Genomic DNA, 15,796 nt, shown 5'->3' on the forward strand with positions numbered 1-15,796 from the left:
ATTTTCCGGGGCCCTTCTTATATTTACTCTAAACTCTATCTTAAACTTTTTCTTTCTGCAATAATGCAGGGAAAGTACCGGCAATAATTTTTAGATCAAGCCAGAAAGAATAGTTGTTGGCATAATAGTTATCCAGTTTCTTCCGTTCTCTTTCAGACATATCTTCTTTTCCCCTCTTGCTTATCTGCCATAATCCTGTAAGTCCTGCAGGGCCCAGGAAACGGGTGGTCCATTCGTTAGAGGTAAGCATTTCTGCTTCATAAAGCGGTAGAGGCCGGTTGCCAACCAAAGACATATCGCCCTTAAGGACATTGAACAGCTGAGGCAATTCGTCGATGCTGGTCTTACGGATGAAGTTGCCAATCTTTGTAATACGCGGATCGTTTTTGATCTTTACAAAAGCAGGCTTCGCACTTTCAGTGTCCGTATATTGATTCAAGGACGACATTAAAGCAATTTCGGCATCGGCACCTGTGCGCATTGAACGAAACTTGTAAAAGTCGAAGATCTTATACCCGGTTCCAACTCGTTTGCTTTTGTAGATCACAGCGCCTTTCGACTCAAGCCGTATTGCCGCTGCCACAACCAGAAAAAGAGGTGACAAACAAAGCAAGGCTGTGCCTGAAACAGCTATGTCGAAGATCCTCTTATAAGCTGGCATGTTATATCTTACATCCACTTTTTGTGATAGTTCAGCCAGTTTGGGTTTAATAAGTTTGAACTTAACCAGGAAAGAAAGGCGCTCGCACAGATCATCCAGAGGCACCGGATAAGTATAAAAATCATGAACCTTCAACGACATAGCCTTGGCTTTCCATGTTTTATTAGTAAAACTGGAAATTACCACAATAATAACGCCTTGTATAAGAGGATTTTTCTTTATACCGGCTATTACACTAACCCACTTTTCTTTCTGATCAGCTTCAATCAGCAAAATCTCAGGCAATGTTAGTAAGGACTGATCATTTAAATACTGTTCCAGGTTTTCAAGCGACACGTCATGTGGATCGACTTCAAAGAGAGACGATAACTCAGGCAGTACAAAATCCTTCAATTCTGCTCCAGCATATGTTACCTTAGCACGAACCCCAGTCTGTTGGGTAAATTTAATTGGAGAGCTCAAAATCATTCTTACGGGTTAAAAGATCAGTTATTACTGCTTTCAATTTGGTGGGATTAAAAGGTTTTTGCATAAAACTTTCCACCTTGAAATTCATTTTGCTTACTCTGTCCTCAAGGTCATCAGCCCCGGATAAAAGTATAACCGGCGTATCCCGGTAGTATCCGCTTATCTTTAGATTTCTAATAAATGAACTACCATCAAAATAGGGCATATGAAGATCTGAAATAATTAATTCAGGATCATTGCCTTGTTCAAGCCAGCTCAGCGCTTCAACTCCACTATTCTTAATTATCAAATCGTATTCTTTAGACAATACAAAATTGAGAAGTTTCAGAATACTTAGTTCATCATCAACAATAAGTAATTGTTTTTTCATATGCATTCAGCTCAAACGTTTTTCGGATGTCTCCTGTCTTACGATAAGAGATTTCTAAAGTTACATCATTGATAAACTATGACTAAAATAGGGCCATAAAGCAATGAAGTTTCAATATTTTGATTTCAATTCAATGCAAATTACAACAAATCGCAAACTTTGTTATAAAATTATCAATAAATATCGCCCTGGGTTTTAATGATTGTATTTTGTGAGGCTTTAATTGCTCCTTCTGTAGAATCATTTCCCTGGAATTCCCAATGTGGGATTCCGTCTCCGGATCTCTTCAAAAAATCACCAGCTCAGCTACTTATCGTGATAAAAGTTAGTGGATCTATAAGTTCTTTTTTGATGCGGGTTTCATTTAAAGAATATAATTTAATGAAATAGCATTGCAGTGCAACATTTTCGGGAAATCATTGTTGTCAAAGAAATCAAAAAATAAAATTTATGAAATTTGTGTATAAAATTACAACTAAGTATGTGGCCTCTGTAGTAGCTGCGGTAGCCCTGTTTTTTGCGACAAACGCCAGTGCTCAGACTGAGCCGGCAGGAGATTCGCAGGATACACGCTTAGGGGTTGGATTGAGCCTCGGTATACCCACTCATGATGCGTTTAATTTTGCGATTGGCGGGGATTTGCGTCTCCAGAAAGATTTCTCCAGCAATATCTCAGGGATAGCATCTTTAGGATATACTAATTTCTCTGCAAAGGGCGAAGATGCTGGTAGTATCGGCTTTATTCCTTTAAAGGCCGGAATTAAGGTGTTTCCAATGGAACGCGTCTATATCTCCGGTGAAATTGGTGCCGGATTTGGAACTGACGACGGACAAAAAACCTCATTTGTTTGGTCTCCGGGGATCGGTATTGGTTTTAATAATGGCCTTGATCTTGGCTTACGGTATGAAAGTTTTTCGAAATATGACCTGGGACAGGTAGCTTTGAGAATAGCCTATGGCTTTAATCTAAGTAAATAGAACTTTTAATCAAAAAAAATGAAAGCCCGGCATCATTCCGGGCTTTTGTGTTTTTTTTAACTTAAAGTGTATTTCGAACACTAACTTTATATGTATAATCATATTTTAGAGACCTCATTCCAATTAGAATGTAAAATTTTGTGATTAAAAAATAACGTAGATCATAAAAAGCCTAAGGATTTTAAAATAAAGTTTCAAAAAAGGCATATTTGATTATTTTTGCGTTGCAACATCCAAATATATGTCAGAAACAGCTTCTTTAAACCTCGGTGATAAAACCTACGAATTGCCCGTAACAACCGGCTCAGAAAATGAAAAGGCAATTGATATTTCAAAGCTTCGTGATCAAACTGGTTATATAACGCTGGATAGCGGTTTCAAAAATACTGGTTGTACTAAAAGCGCCATCACATTTTTAGATGGCGAACAGGGTATTTTGAAGTACCGGGGATATCCGATTGAACAACTTGCAGAGAAGGCTTCATTTCTGGAAGTTGCATATTTACTAATTTATGGAGAGCTGCCCACACAGTCTGAGCTGGATAACTTTCAGGCACAACTTAGTCAGCATGCACTTTTACATGAAGACTATAAGAAGTTCTACGATGGCTTTCCTCCGAAAGCACATCCTATGGGGCAGCTGGTGTCATTAGTGAGTTCACTTTCTGCGTTCTCTCCTGAGAGCCTTAATCCAAATCCATCGAAGGATGATATCAATCTTACCATCATAAAGTTGCTGGCAAAAATGCCAACAATAGTTTCATGGATTTATAAAGGATCTTTAGGTGAACCATTTATCTATCCGCAAAACAAATTGGATTATGTATCCAATTTTATGAATATGACTTTCGGCCAGGTAACTCATGAGATTGAGATAGATCCTGTGGTTGTGGATGCCATGAATAAATTGCTTATTCTGCATGCAGACCATGAGCAGAATTGTTCAACATCAACAGTGCGTATCGTTGGCTCTTCTGAAGCGAACTTATATGCGTCTATTTCTGCAGGTGTTTCGGCTCTTTGGGGGCCTCTGCATGGTGGTGCGAATCAGGCGGTGATCGAAATGCTTGAAAGGATCAAAGAAGATGGCGGCGATACCGATAAGTGGATTGCTAAAGCTAAAGATAAGAACGACAGTTTCCGTTTAATGGGCTTCGGGCATCGTGTTTACAAGAACTTTGATCCAAGAGCTAAGATCATTAAGAAAGCTTGTGATGATATTCTTGCAAAGTTAGGCATAAACGATCCGGTGCTTGAAATTGCTAAGAAGCTGGAAGCGGCTGCTTTAAGCGATCCATATTTCGTAGAGCGTAAACTATATCCAAACGTTGATTTTTATTCAGGTATTATTTACCGTGCACTTGGTTTCCCGACAGATCTGTTTACGGTTCTGTTTGCTTTGGGGCGACTTCCGGGATGGATTGCACAATGGAAAGAACTTCGTGAAAACAAAGAGCCTATCGGACGCCCGCGCCAGATATATGTTGGCGAAACAGAGAGGGATGTTGTGGAAATAGCTAAACGGTAGGTAACGTTTAAAACATAAATTTAAAGTATAAGCCTGGTTTGGTACCGGGCTTTTTACTTTCTTAAAATAACGCGTTTCAATCGTTTAATCGTTCCTTTCCAGAGGCCTCCATCAATCTGTATACGGCGGTCGGTAGTCCATACCAATGCTTTAATATTATTGACGTAATGTAATCTGCCGTAGCCGCGGGTCCTTAGTTTATAAGCCAGGTAGCCGTCTTCACCAGTGCCGGGAGGATGGTTAAAGCTGTCTACACTTAAAGCCTGCTCTCTTCTGCATCCGGAATTGAAGCCGTAAACATTCACAGCCTCATCTTTAATATACCTGTTGAGTTTGCGGGAATAGTCGGCGAAGTACTCGTAAAAAAAATAGGTTAGACGTCCGGTACTTCCCACGGGAATAAAGGAAAATCTTCCATATGTACTGGCTACGCCGGTATCCTCAGCCAAAGGCTTAACCATTTCTTCTATCCAATCCTCAGGGTAGATAGTGTCTGCATCTGCGTTTAAAATATATTTTCCTCTTGCGTGTGCTAAACCTAAGTTCCGGGCAGGTGTAATTCCCTGAATTGTTTGGAGGATACAGGTCACTCCGCAGGCTTTAACCAGTTCTTCTGTACGGTCTGAAGAGTTATTGTTCACGACGACGATCTCAACAGACCGATGCGTGACGTTATTGCATAATGAGGCCAGGGTTTGTACAATATTCTCTTCCTCGTTATAGGCGGGCATCACCACAGAAACTTCAGGCTCAGACTCCTGCTTCAGCAGTCTGCCGTATGCCTCCCGGGTCTGTGCGAAAAGTGCTTCTGAATGTTTGTCAGCATTCCAGAATTTGTTTATATAAGCGGGAATAGAAATGGGCCTCATTAAATCTTGAATTAATTTATATCAAAAAACTGGGTTAACGTCCGTAAATATTTATCAGCTTATAAAAATATTTAGCCGAATTTATGTCAACGGATATTGAGTGAATATTTTACAGCTAATATAGAAGAATTTGTTTCTTCCGGAAGAATTCCGATGCAGGTTGAGCATTCACAATAAATTACTAAATTTCTTTCCCTTACCGATAAAATTGAATTATTCCATATTTTAGCGACGATTGCCAATAAACAAGTATCAAATGAAACCATTTTTCTATTCTCTGATCCTCTTCATTACCATAAGTCTTTGCACCAATGCTCAATCCAAAAGGGAAAAACAGGTGGAAACAGCCGTTGAAACTCTAAAAAAAGCCTTGCTGGAAGGTAAGAGGGAGCAGCTTGAAGCTATTGCAGCTGAGCAGTTAACCTATGGTCACTCTGGTGGTAAATTAGAAAACAAAGCAGAATTTGTTGAAGCCCTTGCCAGTGGTAAATCAGATTTCCTTAGCATTGAGCTAACTGACCAAACTATAGAGGTATCGGGTAAAACAGCCATAGTAAGGCATAAGTTATCAGCTCAAACCAATGACAGCGGCGTACCAGGTAACGTCAATCTTTATGTTTTATTGGTTTTTCAGAAACAAGGAACCTGGAAATTGCTTGCCCGCCAGGCTGTTAAGCTCCCTAAATAATCAGACATGAATATTATAGCAACAGACGGATTTGCTCTTAATCCTGGTGATCTGAACTGGGATACTATTGAGCCGCTTGGTAAGCTGCGGATTTTCGATCGTACTAGTGTTTCTGAAATTGAGGAGCGATGCATAGATGCAGATATTATACTAACTAATAAAGTTCCTTTTAACCGTGAGACCCTTGAAAAGCTTCCTAAACTAAAATGCATCTGCGTTTTAGCGACTGGGTTCGATATTATTGATATCAAAGCAGCTGCAGAGAAAGGGATAATGGTGTGTAATGTGCCTGATTACAGTTCTTCTTCAGTTGCCCAGCATACCTTCGCTTTTATTCTTGAACTTTGCACACAGGTAGGACTGCATTCTGCTTCAGTACACAAAGGTGACTGGGCTAAATGTCCGGACTTTAGTTATAGTTTAAGTCCGCTAACAGAGCTGGATGGCAAAACACTGGGGCTCGTTGGTTTTGGAAATATAGGCAGGAAAGTTGCCGGTATTGCCCGCGCTTTCGGGATGGAAGTATTGTACCATACACCTTCTCAGAAAGAGACTGAACTGGCTGAGTATACCGATCTGGAGTCCCTTTTTCGAAAAAGCGATATCGTATCCTTGCATGTTCCCTTAAGGCCGGAGACTAAACACTTTGTAAACAGTGCTTTGCTTTCAACGATGAAGCCAACTGCATTTCTTATTAATACAGCACGTGGCTTGTTAATAAATGAGCAAGATCTGGCAGATGCTTTAAATGAAGGAATAATTGCAGGGGCGGGGATTGATGTATTATCTGTAGAACCTCCAGATCCGGATAACCCCCTGCTTAGGGCTAAAAACTGTTTCATTACCCCTCATAATGCCTGGATGAGCAAAGAAGCAAGATTGAGGATAATGGATACCACTTTTCGAAATATTACGGGTTTTATCGCCGGCAGTCCGGTGAATGTGATAAAACCCTGATCCGGGCCTGGAAAAAGCCAGGCCTCTTTTGATTCTAATTGAAATAGACTTATGCAATCTTATGATTTTTTGCCGGTCAGGCATTCTGAAACCGTGCTTGCTGAATTAATGATTCCGTCGTATGCAAACTTCGGGGGTAAAATTCACGGGGGCTTGATATTATCCTTAATGGACAAGGTAGCTTATGTGTGCGCTACCAAGCATGCTTCGGCTTATTGCGTAACTGCCTCAATCGATACTGTCGATTTCAGGCAACCGGTAGAAGTCGGCGAGCTGGTGACCTTGATGGCATCGGTAAACTATGTAGGTGCAAGCTCAATGGTTGTAGGTATAAGGGTGGTCTCGGAAAACGTTAAATTGCATACTATCAAACATACCAATACCAGCTACTTTACTATGGTCGCTATAGATGACGATCATAAACCACTAAAAGTACCAGGTTTGATATTGGAGAACGAGGAGCAGGTAAGGCGCTTTGCTGAGGGAAAACGAAGAAAAGAGCTGAAGATACAGCATAAAGAGGTGGTAAAGGAAGTATTACATTCCACTGGTTCTGATAAATCATTTTTGGAGTTGGAACGGTGCAAGATTTCTTTTTAGAGACTTGTAGCACACCAACCAGTTACTTTCACAAAAAAAGGTGCCTTTTCAAACACCTTTTTTAAACCAAACACCCTAAATCAATAATTCACTATGAATACTGTCGTATACGAATTTAGGATCAAGGGGTTACATGCTATTTTTTTATTTCTGGTTAAACAGAAGTCTTTTTCCCGTTCCGGCTTCCCGGATAACACCATTCTCATAAACCAGCTTGCCGGATACTATGGTATGGCTGATAGAGGAGCCAAATGTATATCCTTCAAATGGACTCCAGGCACATTTGGATAAAATGTTCTCTTTCTTTACAGGGTACTCTGTGCTAAGGTCAACTAAAACCAGGTCAGCCCAATAGCCTTCGCGTATAAAACCACGCTTCTCTATATTAAAACATAGGGCCGGGTTGTGTGCCATTTTTTCCACTACAGCTTCCATGGAGATCTTGCCTTGTTTACTGAATTCGAGCATGGCTAACAAAGAATGCTGAACCAAAGGACCTCCTGACGGTGCTTTCAAATACGTTTGTGTTTTTTCATCAATGGTATGAGGCGCATGGTCGGTAGCTATCACATCGATCGTTCCATCCAGCACGGCCTGAAATATTGCGTCTCTATCAGCCTCTGATTTTACTGCGGGATTCCATTTTATCCAGTTTCCCTTTGTTGCGTAATCTTTGTCTGAAAACCACAAATGATGAATACATGCTTCGGCAGTGATCTTTTTATCCTTTAGAGGGACTGAGTTATCGAATAATGCAATCTCTCTCGCCGTAGATATGTGCAGAATATGCAAACGGGTCCCGTGTTTTTTTGCCAGATCAACTGCGAAAGATGAAGACTTATAGCAAGCCTCAGCGTTCCGGATAAGAGGATGCATCTCCGGAGTGATCTGATCCCCGTATTTGTCTGTAAATGCTGCCATATTGTTTCTGATGGTTTGCTCATCCTCACAATGGGTTGCAACCAGCATGGGTGTGGAGGAGAAGATCTTCTCCAGTACTGTTTCGTTGTCGACAAGCATGTTCCCTGTTGAAGAACCCATAAAAACTTTTATCCCGCATACTTCTTTAGGGTTAGTCTTTAATACTTCATCAATGTTATCATTGGTAGCTCCCATGAAGAATGAATAGTTTGCCAGTGACTTATGAGCAGCTATAGAATATTTATCGGCAAGTAATTGCTGAGTAACCGTATTGGGAACTGTATTTGGCATTTCCATAAATGAGGTAATGCCTCCTGCAACTGCTGCGCGACTTTCTGTGAATATTTCTGCTTTATGGGTAAGTCCCGGCTCCCGGAAATGCACCTGGTCATCAATACATCCAGGTAGAAGGTATTTTCCTTCAGCATTGATCTCAAGATCTGCAGCGATGTTCAATTCTGCTCCTATTTGTGCTATATAGCCATCCTTGACGAAAACATCGGCGGTATACTGGCGACCCTCGTTTACTATGGTGGCGGATTTTATAATGGTTGAAGACATTTAACTAATATTGAACCGCGAAAATAATTATTAGTAATGGATTTATGATGAATTCTCTAAACTGTATATTAAGGTTATCTTTGCAAGATGGTGCAATCTTTTGAAGATTTTAAATTAAACAGGCAGATTCTTAATGCAATTGCTGATGCTGGTTATACCCAACCAACTCCCATTCAGCAAAAGGCCATTACGCCAATTCTTGCCGGTCAGGACATAATGGGAATTGCTCAAACCGGGACAGGTAAGACGGCGGCGTTTGTTTTGCCGATGATCATGAAGCTGAAGTATGCCCAGGAAAAGGAACCGAGGGCTTTGATCCTTGCCCCGACGCGGGAGCTTGCTATGCAAATTGAGGAAAATATTAAACTATATTCTAAATACACAGATCTGCGTTCGGTAGTCTTGTACGGAGGCCTGGGGCCAAAAGCTCAGATTGCCAAACTGGAGGAAGGTGTAGATATTATTGTTTCTACCCCGGGCCGTTTTTTAGATCTGTACTTAGAAGGGCATATTTCTACCAAACTACTCCAGTTCCTGGTAATGGATGAGGCAGATAAGATGATGGATATGGGCTTTATTGGATCAATCCATCGCATTTTGGAGGTTGTTCCGCGAAAGCGTCAGAATTTGTTATTTTCTGCTACCATGAGTGAGCTGGTGCATAAAATAGCCGGCGATTTTCTTAAGCATCCCACGGTGGTTGAAGTTGATTCGCAGGCGACACCTGCGGTCACTGTGACTCAAAGTCTATATCCAGTACCAAATCTTAAAACGAAGATAAATTTGTTGCAGCATTTACTGAAGGATGAGGTTGATTTTAACAGGCTGATCGTATTCTGTAAGACAAAGACGGTTGCTGATAATATATTTAAATTCCTGGAACGGAGGTATGGGGAAGGAGAGGTGCGTGTGATCCATGCAAATAAGGGACAGAACACCAGGATAAACTCGATCAATGCGTTTAAAGAAGGAGATGTGAGGATATTGGTGGCAACGGATGTTGCTGCACGGGGACTGGATGTAAGCGACGTGAGTCATGTCATCAATTTTGATGTGCCTATAATCATTGAAGATTATGTGCATCGCATTGGGCGTACAGGTCGTGCATTTAAGACGGGGGCTGCCATTACCTTTTGCAGCCCTGCAGAAGAATATTATGTCCGCAAAATTGAGAAACTTATTCGGCAGCAGATACCTCTTTCTGAAATACCTGCAGACGTGCATATTGAAGAAACTCCTTATGAAGAACGGCAGGCTATAGCCAGGGCGATTGACGATCAGAAACGCCGGGAGGATCCCGAGTTTAAAGGGGCATTCCATGAGAAGAAACACGCGAAAGCGATCGCTCAGAAAGCCGCAAAAGAAAAACGTGCATCATCCGCCGAAAAGACATCGGGTAAATTTAAAGGGAACAAAAAATCGAGTACCGTAAAAGGTGGCTTTCTTGGTAACAAAAGGAAGTACTAGCTGAAGTTTAAATAACTTATAACTTACCACTTTATAAGATGAAACTTAAGCTCAGTCCCTTAAATATTCTTACTTCTGTGTCGCTGGTTAGCTCAGTGTATCTGCTTCTTTTTCCGGACGCGTCTGGCTGGAGGAAATTAGGTGCCATTCCATTGCTGGGAGTAGGGTTGCTCTCTTTCATAATTGACGTTTTCTTTAAAACTTACATTAAGGATATAAAACGTATTTGGATTGTAGAGCTCGCTTTTCTCATCTTTGCCGCCGTATTACTTATATTTATAAGAAGAATTTAACAACATGAAGAAAGCTGAAATTAAACTTACAATAGAACTGGACGATAATAATGTTCCTGAAAATATTACCTGGGAGTCAACAGACGGTGAAAATAAAGAGGCCCTGCCTGTGAAATCGATGATGCTGGCTCTTTGGGACCATAACTACAAAAATTCGCTCCGTATAGATCTTTGGACTAAAGACATGCCTGTCGACGAAATGAAGCGTTTCTTTTACGAAACGCTGCAAACTATGGGTGACAGCTTTTTAAGAGCAACAGGTGAAACCAATATTGTTGAAGATCTTCGGGATTATTGTGCACATTTCGCAGAAAAAATGGAGATTGCAGAAAATAAATAAACATGAGATCGACAAATTACACTGGTATTATCGGAGCAATTTTAGTCATTGCAGGCGGTTTTTGCCCAATGCTGCGCTTGCCTATTATAGGTAACTGGAATTATTGGGACCTGGAGATTGTTCTTGCATCAATTGTTTACCTGTTTGCTGCGCTGGGATTGTTCGCTTCAGTATCCGGGAAACCGGGCCTATTAAAGTTCAGCGGCTGGGCAGCTTTGATTGTGATTGTATTCACTCTTGTTGCCGTGCATTTTAAAGTGAATGATTCTTTCAGTTTTATCCCATTTAAAAAGCTTGCGGCTTACGCAACCCGCCTTGTTAAGTACAAATGGCTAGGATGGAGCCTGCTGGCCCTGGGTGCAGTACTGATGATCTTCGCAGGCAGGAAAACAGCTGTTGAAGACGTTCCGGTAGTTAAAAATTAAGAACCGACTGCCCGGTGTTCATCATCCGGGCTTCGTGTTCTAATAGCCATTTCTTTCGCCATAGCTCTCCCGCATAACCAACAAGTTTTCCGGAACTACCGATAACCCGATGACAGGGAACGGCAATCATTAACTTGTTTTTGCCGTTAGCAGAGGCGATTGCTCTAATCGCCAGCGGATTGTTCATTTGTTGCGACAGCCTGGCGTAACTGATGGGGTACCCGGCTTTTATTCCTACAAGCTCTTTCCAAACCAGTTGCTGAAAATCTGTGCCCGCCTGCTTCATTGGAAAATCGAAATCCGGGTGTTGCCCGCTAAAGTACTCTTCAAACTGGCTTTTAGCCAGCTCTGTCAAAGCATTAGGTAGCTCTTCAAAATCGGCCCTGACAAACGTAATGCAGGTTACATATTGCTGATCAGCTTCTATCAAAAGTAATCCGATGGGAGTGTTGAGCTTTCCTTTAAACATGGCTAAATTTAAGAAATTTACTCTAACGTGTACCAGCCTGTATTGTTGATCACTAAACTCTTATCTTTGTTCAAAATGAACTTATCTGGTCAGGTTAAATTTTTAGTTCGGAAAGACATAGTTTTAGAATGGCGGTCCAAATATGCCTTTAACGGGATTTTGCTGTATGTCGTTTCCACCATATTTGTCTGTTACCTCTCGTTTAAGCGGGTTGATCCCATAACCTGGAACGCTTTATTCTGGATCATCATGTTATTCGCCTCTGTAAATGCAATTGCAAAAAGCTTTATGCAGGAAAGTAAGGGCAGGCAATTATATTATTACAGTTTAACCAGCGCCCGGGCGATAATCTTATCAAAAATCATTTATAACGTATTGCTAATGTTACTGCTGTCTGCAATTGCAATATTTTTTTATGCATTGGTCTTTAAGAATCAGATAGGGGATGTGTGGTTTTACCTGCTGGCGGTTTTCATTGGCAGCTTAAGCTTCGCCTCGGTATTCACCATGATTTCGGGTATTGCTTCTAAAGCAAGTAATAGCGGAGCCCTAATGGCTGTTCTAAGTTTTCCGGTTATTATTCCATTGCTGATAGTTCTTATCAAGTTTTCAAAAAATGCAATGGACGGGTTGGATCGGTCGGTAAGCTATAATGAAATAGGTGTGCTGTTAGCAATTAACATCATAGTGATTACTGTATCCCTTTTATTATTTCCTTTCCTTTGGCGTGACTAAACTATCACGTGCCGGGTTAGTAATAAAACGAATATAAAATGGTCAGGCACAATCCAACGAGTAAGAGTACCAGAAAAGAGTCTCGTATTCCTTTAAGAAAGTGATCCAATTCAGAGCTATCTTGATTTTTCATGTTATTTATATACAGGAAACAATCAATGAGCGTTTTGGTTTTTCCATGCGCCGCCGCAAAGCGTGCTCTCTTTTCTGTACGCATTTGTAGATTATCGCGCTAAAATCTCGCGTAAAACGTCGCTTTCCTTCGCTTTTCCAGCAAAAAAACGGCTGGTTTAGTTTTTGATGTTTATCTGATACACTTAGATTAAACCAACATTTATGAGATTGAAACGATATGCTTTTTTAAATTTAAACTCCACACTATTTCTTATTGTCATTATCGGGCTATTTAGCGCCGGTTGCGGAAAAACAAAACTTGGCGCACAGCCTCTGCTCGATAGTGTTTACATCACCAGTTACATGAATGCTGAACCCCGGTTCAAAGATGAACTGATCTGGGCTAAGAACTTCTATAGGGAACGTGGATTTAAGCTGGGGTGGTTTAAAGACCATGAAATAGTTCCACAAGCGGAGAAAATGTTAGGAATAATTAATAAAGCCTATGAGGAAGGACTTGATCCAAAAGATTATGAGGTCATAAACTTTGAAAAAAAATTTGCTGCGCTAAAAGATGCCAGAAAAGATACTACGAAATTTAAGGAACTGGAGAAGGAAATTGATCTCGCCTTGTCGGCTACCTATTTTAATTGGGCATCTGATTATTACAGGGGCCTGGTAGTTCCTCGCGAGAATAAAGCCGTAGAATGGGATGTTAAACGAAATAAGATTAAGCTGCATAAAGCACTGATGACAATTTTAGGAGAGAGAGAAAGCAAGTACCCATATGCTGAGTTCAAGCCCCTGCATCCCCAGTATTCCAATCTTAAAAAAGCACTTGCCCGTTATCGTGATATTCAAAAGAACGGAGGCTGGCCTCAAATACCTGCTGGTACAAAGTTACAACAGGGAAAAAGCTCCCCGGTAGTGCCACTTTTGCGTAAGCGGCTGGCAGATTATATGGATTCTGCTGCGGTTGATACAACAAGCGATATATTTGATGCCTCGCTTCAAAACGCACTTAAAGCTTTCCAGGAGGCAAATGGATTGAAAGCTGATGGGGGAGTAGGCCCGAATACTATCTCTAAACTGAATATTCCGGTCGAAAACCAGATCCGGCAGATCATCATAAACATGGAAAGATGGCGCTGGATCCCTAAAAGTTTTGAACCTGATTACTTACTGGTGAACATTCCAGAGTATAAACTTCGTGTGTTTGAAAAATCGAAAGAAGTAATGACTATGAAGGTTATTGTTGGAAAGGAGATGCATTCAACGCCCATCTTTAGCGATAAAATGGAATATATTGTACTTTCTCCATACTGGAATATTCCACCAAATATATTGAAGAATGAAATAGCACCGCAGGTTATGTCGAATCCTGGCTTTCTGGATGCATTAGATATGGAGGTGATCACCACCAAAGGAAGCCAGGTTGATCCATCAAGCGTGGATTGGTCGGCTGCTGGCAATAAGGGTTTTCCCTATATCGTCCGAAGGAGACCTGGACCAAAAAACGATCTCGGGGATGTGAAATTCATCTTCCCGAATACGGATAATATCTATCTGCACGATACCCCGAACGACGAGCTTTTCAGTCAGGCAAAGCGAGGCTTCAGCCATGGCTGTGTCCGGGTGGAGCGGCCTATCGATCTTGCCGAATATTTGCTGAGAAATACGGGATGGAGCCGTTCAAGGATTGAGAGCCAGATTAGTACCCGGAAAGAAAAGTTCGTTCCCTTAAAGGCGAAACTTCCTGTATATCTTGTCTATTTCACTGTCTCGGCAGATGAGAATGGCAAAGCAAGCTTCTTCGAAGATATCTATGACCACGACAGACAGCTTGCATCCATGTATTTTAGTAAGTTGTAGAAAAGAAATGATTGGAGAAGAAGAGATAGTTAGTGTTGCTGAATATCTGAAAGTGATTAAGGAGTATAAAGAGCAAACCAATCACAAAGGTAATCAGGAAGGCTTTGTATTCAGGGGACAAGCAGGTGACCATCCCCTTATCCCTAAAATCGGCCGCCTTAAACCGAAGGGAGATCTGTTAAGTACTGAACATCTTCTTCTCCAGGAATTCAAAAGAACAAATCCCTTGTTAATAGAGGCGAGGAGACCTTACGACGACTGGGACTATTTGACACTTGGACAGCATTTTGGCTTGCCGACGCGGCTGCTCGACTGGTCGAATAATGCCCTGACCGCTTTATGGTTTGCCACAGACACCAGTAAACAAAGAAATGATTCTGACTACGCTGTGGTTTGGGTGCTGATTGCTGATAAAGATGATTATGAACTGAACATCGGCGGGTACCATCCTTTTGAAATTAAAGAAACAAAAATATTCCAGCCGCGGATCATAAAACAGCGGATCAATAACCAGTCGGGTGTGTTTTCCATACAAACAAGCGCAGAGGTTGAATGTAAAACAGAGCTTGATAAAACCGATTCATTTTCACAAAAAGTATTGAAAATCAAGCTGAAGCAGCAGGTTTTTCCTGGAATCAGAGACGATTTGAACACTTTGGGCGTGAATGCATTCACCATTTTTCCCGAGCTTGAAGGTTTATGCAACTACCTGCAATGGAGATATTTTGTTGACGAATGATTGGATTAAAAAAAATATATCGTCGTACGCTTGCCGGCGTTATGCTTTTCACCACAGAAGCGGCCCTGGCAATACTATTATTCGGAGCAGCATTATTTGTGTTTTTGGCATTGGCCAAGTATGTGTTTCTTGATAACAAAGTCGATTTCGACACAGCTGCATTTTTATTTATTCAGCAATATATCAGTGAGAGTACAACCCGCATAATGCAATTTTTCACGGTGTTCGGAAATTACCAGGTGCTGGTAACCGCAAATTTGCTTTTGATCTGCTATTTCCTGTTCGTGAGAAAACATAAATGGTATTCCATAAAGATACCCGCCATAGCGCTAAGCAGTGTGATTGTGATGTCTCTTTTAAAACTATTTTTTAACAGGTCGCGTCCCTTAAGTCCTTTGCTTGAAGCAGCCCGCGGTTTAAGTTTTCCAAGCGGACACGCAATGAGCAGCGTTACTTTCTTCGGACTGCTGATCTATTATGTATACCGCAATCAAAAGAATCCTGTATGGAAGTTTTTGCTTATTCTGACTTTGGTATTTCTGATAAGTATCATTGGGTTCAGCCGGGTATATCTCAGAGTGCACTATGCAAGTGACGTGCTTGCCGGCTTTTGTGCTGGCATCATTTGGTTGATGATCGCTATTCGAGTTCTGAGAAAAATTGAAATGTATAGTAAGAGAAAACTTAACAAAGTGGTAGAACAAAGCCAAATCATCTGAGTTAATATTAAAGTTTTAATAA

The 15,796-nt window shown here is 41.1% G+C and carries 18 protein-coding genes; 13 read left to right on the plus strand and 5 right to left on the minus strand.

What is annotated here, in order from left to right; all coding sequences use genetic code 11:
- Nucleotides 1–40 precede the first annotated feature (40 nt).
- Together J3P37_RS16920 and J3P37_RS16925 are read right to left on the minus strand one after the other, a co-directional pair.
- Nucleotides 41–1,123: a sugar transferase gene (locus J3P37_RS16920; RefSeq protein WP_439648972.1), complete on the minus strand. Its 1,083-nt coding sequence runs from the start codon at nucleotides 1,121–1,123 to the stop codon at nucleotides 41–43.
- A complete protein-coding gene (locus J3P37_RS16925) occupies nucleotides 1,107–1,499 on the minus strand; it encodes a response regulator (protein ID WP_256012537.1) in 393 nt (130 codons plus the stop codon). The genes J3P37_RS16920 and J3P37_RS16925 overlap by 17 nt, the downstream gene beginning before the upstream one ends.
- 450 nt (nucleotides 1,500–1,949) lie before the next feature.
- Here J3P37_RS16925 and J3P37_RS16930 point away from each other — a divergent pair, with 450 nt between their 5' ends.
- Both J3P37_RS16930 and J3P37_RS16935 read left to right on the plus strand, forming a co-directional pair.
- A complete protein-coding gene (locus J3P37_RS16930) occupies nucleotides 1,950–2,477 on the plus strand; it encodes an outer membrane beta-barrel protein (protein ID WP_256012538.1) in 528 nt (175 codons plus the stop codon).
- Nucleotides 2,478–2,718: 241 nt separating this feature from the next.
- Nucleotides 2,719–4,005 (plus strand): citrate synthase, encoded by a 1,287-nt coding sequence (locus J3P37_RS16935; protein ID WP_256012539.1) that lies wholly within the window; start codon nucleotides 2,719–2,721, stop codon nucleotides 4,003–4,005.
- 53 nt (nucleotides 4,006–4,058) lie between these two features.
- Here the strand turns inward: J3P37_RS16935 and J3P37_RS16940 are convergent, their stop codons facing one another.
- Nucleotides 4,059–4,874 (minus strand): glycosyltransferase family 2 protein, encoded by an 816-nt coding sequence (locus J3P37_RS16940; RefSeq protein WP_256012540.1) that lies wholly within the window; start codon nucleotides 4,872–4,874, stop codon nucleotides 4,059–4,061.
- 256 nt (nucleotides 4,875–5,130) lie between these two features.
- Between J3P37_RS16940 and J3P37_RS16945 the strand changes: the two genes are divergently transcribed.
- The 3 genes from J3P37_RS16945 to J3P37_RS16955 are packed head-to-tail and all read left to right on the plus strand — an operon-like array spanning nucleotide 5,131 to nucleotide 7,119.
- On the plus strand, nucleotides 5,131–5,562 hold the full coding sequence (locus J3P37_RS16945) for a nuclear transport factor 2 family protein (protein WP_256012541.1): 432 nt from the start codon (nucleotides 5,131–5,133) through the stop codon (nucleotides 5,560–5,562).
- Between the two features lie 6 nt (nucleotides 5,563–5,568).
- Entirely contained in the window at nucleotides 5,569–6,519 is a 951-nt protein-coding gene (locus J3P37_RS16950; protein ID WP_256012542.1) for a D-2-hydroxyacid dehydrogenase, read from the plus strand.
- Between the two features lie 51 nt (nucleotides 6,520–6,570).
- Nucleotides 6,571–7,119, plus strand: coding sequence for an acyl-CoA thioesterase (locus J3P37_RS16955; protein WP_256012543.1), 549 nt, complete (start codon nucleotides 6,571–6,573; stop codon nucleotides 7,117–7,119).
- A 144-nt stretch (nucleotides 7,120–7,263) separates the two neighbouring features.
- Here the strand turns inward: J3P37_RS16955 and J3P37_RS16960 are convergent, their stop codons facing one another.
- Nucleotides 7,264–8,601: a dihydroorotase gene (locus J3P37_RS16960; protein WP_256012544.1), complete on the minus strand. Its 1,338-nt coding sequence runs from the start codon at nucleotides 8,599–8,601 to the stop codon at nucleotides 7,264–7,266.
- Between the two features lie 87 nt (nucleotides 8,602–8,688).
- On the opposite strand from J3P37_RS16960, the gene J3P37_RS16965 reads away from it, so the two are divergent.
- Genes J3P37_RS16965 through J3P37_RS16980 form a run of 4 tightly spaced genes read left to right on the plus strand, consistent with a single transcriptional unit; the run spans nucleotide 8,689 to nucleotide 11,126 of the window.
- Complete coding sequence (locus tag J3P37_RS16965) at nucleotides 8,689–10,068, plus strand: DEAD/DEAH box helicase (RefSeq protein WP_256012545.1); 1,380 nt, start codon at nucleotides 8,689–8,691, stop codon at nucleotides 10,066–10,068.
- 38 nt (nucleotides 10,069–10,106) lie between these two features.
- A complete protein-coding gene (locus tag J3P37_RS16970; protein WP_256012546.1) occupies nucleotides 10,107–10,361 on the plus strand; it encodes a hypothetical protein in 255 nt (84 codons plus the stop codon).
- 4 nt (nucleotides 10,362–10,365) lie between these two features.
- Nucleotides 10,366–10,701 carry a gliding motility protein GldC gene (gldC, locus tag J3P37_RS16975; protein ID WP_256012547.1) on the plus strand — a complete coding sequence of 112 codons (336 nt, stop codon included), beginning with the start codon at nucleotides 10,366–10,368 and terminating at the stop codon, nucleotides 10,699–10,701.
- A 2-nt stretch (nucleotides 10,702–10,703) separates the two neighbouring features.
- Complete coding sequence (locus J3P37_RS16980) at nucleotides 10,704–11,126, plus strand: hypothetical protein (protein ID WP_256012548.1); 423 nt, start codon at nucleotides 10,704–10,706, stop codon at nucleotides 11,124–11,126.
- Here the strand turns inward: J3P37_RS16980 and J3P37_RS16985 are convergent.
- Nucleotides 11,116–11,595 carry a methylated-DNA--[protein]-cysteine S-methyltransferase gene (locus J3P37_RS16985; RefSeq protein ID WP_256012549.1) on the minus strand — a complete coding sequence of 160 codons (480 nt, stop codon included), beginning with the start codon at nucleotides 11,593–11,595 and terminating at the stop codon, nucleotides 11,116–11,118. The genes J3P37_RS16980 and J3P37_RS16985 overlap by 11 nt on opposite strands.
- Before the next feature lie 75 nt (nucleotides 11,596–11,670).
- On the opposite strand from J3P37_RS16985, the gene J3P37_RS16990 reads away from it, so the two are divergent.
- The 4 genes from J3P37_RS16990 to J3P37_RS17005 all read left to right on the plus strand — a co-directional run bounded on the left by J3P37_RS16990 (nucleotide 11,671) and on the right by J3P37_RS17005 (nucleotide 15,774).
- A complete protein-coding gene (locus J3P37_RS16990) occupies nucleotides 11,671–12,330 on the plus strand; it encodes a heme exporter protein CcmB (RefSeq protein ID WP_256012550.1) in 660 nt (219 codons plus the stop codon).
- A gap of 336 nt (nucleotides 12,331–12,666) precedes the next feature.
- Nucleotides 12,667–14,316 carry a L,D-transpeptidase family protein gene (locus J3P37_RS16995; RefSeq protein ID WP_256012551.1) on the plus strand — a complete coding sequence of 550 codons (1,650 nt, stop codon included), beginning with the start codon at nucleotides 12,667–12,669 and terminating at the stop codon, nucleotides 14,314–14,316.
- Nucleotides 14,317–14,323: 7 nt separating this feature from the next.
- The gene (locus tag J3P37_RS17000; RefSeq protein ID WP_256012552.1) at nucleotides 14,324–15,055 is read left to right on the plus strand and encodes an FRG domain-containing protein; all 732 of its coding nucleotides are present in this window, start codon (nucleotides 14,324–14,326) and stop codon (nucleotides 15,053–15,055) included.
- A complete protein-coding gene (locus tag J3P37_RS17005) occupies nucleotides 15,052–15,774 on the plus strand; it encodes a phosphatase PAP2 family protein (RefSeq protein ID WP_256012553.1) in 723 nt (240 codons plus the stop codon). Before J3P37_RS17000 ends, J3P37_RS17005 begins: the two co-directional genes overlap by 4 nt.
- Nucleotides 15,775–15,796 lie beyond the last annotated feature (22 nt).

This window comes from Desertivirga xinjiangensis (assembly GCF_024436435.1).
GTDB classification, from domain to species: Bacteria; Bacteroidota; Bacteroidia; order Sphingobacteriales; family Sphingobacteriaceae; genus Desertivirga; species Desertivirga xinjiangensis.

Coding starts and splice junctions, on each gene's coding strand:
- J3P37_RS16925 (WP_256012537.1), bottom strand. CDS start 1,499: ATGAAAAAACAATTACTTATTGTTGATGATGAACTAAGTATTCTGAAA.
- J3P37_RS16930 (WP_256012538.1), top strand. CDS start 1,950: ATGAAATTTGTGTATAAAATTACAACTAAGTATGTGGCCTCTGTAGTA.
- J3P37_RS16935 (WP_256012539.1), top strand. CDS start 2,719: ATGTCAGAAACAGCTTCTTTAAACCTCGGTGATAAAACCTACGAATTG.
- J3P37_RS16940 (WP_256012540.1), bottom strand. CDS start 4,874: ATGAGGCCCATTTCTATTCCCGCTTATATAAACAAATTCTGGAATGCT.
- J3P37_RS16945 (WP_256012541.1), top strand. CDS start 5,131: ATGAAACCATTTTTCTATTCTCTGATCCTCTTCATTACCATAAGTCTT.
- J3P37_RS16950 (WP_256012542.1), top strand. CDS start 5,569: ATGAATATTATAGCAACAGACGGATTTGCTCTTAATCCTGGTGATCTG.
- J3P37_RS16955 (WP_256012543.1), top strand. CDS start 6,571: ATGCAATCTTATGATTTTTTGCCGGTCAGGCATTCTGAAACCGTGCTT.
- J3P37_RS16960 (WP_256012544.1), bottom strand. CDS start 8,601: ATGTCTTCAACCATTATAAAATCCGCCACCATAGTAAACGAGGGTCGC.
- J3P37_RS16965 (WP_256012545.1), top strand. CDS start 8,689: ATGGTGCAATCTTTTGAAGATTTTAAATTAAACAGGCAGATTCTTAAT.
- J3P37_RS16970 (WP_256012546.1), top strand. CDS start 10,107: ATGAAACTTAAGCTCAGTCCCTTAAATATTCTTACTTCTGTGTCGCTG.
- gldC (WP_256012547.1), top strand. CDS start 10,366: ATGAAGAAAGCTGAAATTAAACTTACAATAGAACTGGACGATAATAAT.
- J3P37_RS16980 (WP_256012548.1), top strand. CDS start 10,704: ATGAGATCGACAAATTACACTGGTATTATCGGAGCAATTTTAGTCATT.
- J3P37_RS16985 (WP_256012549.1), bottom strand. CDS start 11,595: ATGTTTAAAGGAAAGCTCAACACTCCCATCGGATTACTTTTGATAGAA.
- J3P37_RS16990 (WP_256012550.1), top strand. CDS start 11,671: ATGAACTTATCTGGTCAGGTTAAATTTTTAGTTCGGAAAGACATAGTT.
- J3P37_RS16995 (WP_256012551.1), top strand. CDS start 12,667: ATGAGATTGAAACGATATGCTTTTTTAAATTTAAACTCCACACTATTT.
- J3P37_RS17000 (WP_256012552.1), top strand. CDS start 14,324: ATGATTGGAGAAGAAGAGATAGTTAGTGTTGCTGAATATCTGAAAGTG.
- J3P37_RS17005 (WP_256012553.1), top strand. CDS start 15,052: ATGATTGGATTAAAAAAAATATATCGTCGTACGCTTGCCGGCGTTATG.